This is a genomic window from Variovorax sp. AC103 (assembly GCF_979254005.1).
The window spans coordinates 1-239 of sequence record NZ_CEEDFC010000102.1 but is presented as its reverse complement, the minus strand read 5'-3'; the positions used below and the strand labels follow the sequence as shown (position 1 = coordinate 239).

At 68.6% G+C, this 239-nt stretch carries 1 pseudogene; it reads left to right on the top strand.

The window, feature by feature from the left end:
• Positions 1-180, top strand: a pseudogene (locus AC0IYU_RS34975) (hypothetical protein); the annotation flags it as partial.
• Positions 181-239 lie beyond the last annotated feature (59 nt).

The following is a 239-nucleotide window of genomic DNA, read 5'->3' as shown; positions in this document are numbered from 1 at the left end:
GCGTGGCAATGGTCGATGCAGCCCGAGGGCGGCCTGATCCTGAACCTGCGCCACCCGGGCCTGGGCTGGCTCGGTTTCAGGATGCCGAATGGGGATCTCTTCCACGAGAACCTGGCCAATGTGCTCGACCAGCGCAACGCGCTGCGCGCGGAGCTGGACCCGCCCACCAGGCAGGTATAGGCCGTGTCCCGGTTGCGGTGTCGACACGAAATGGCCCTGCGCGCGGTCTGCGGCGCTCG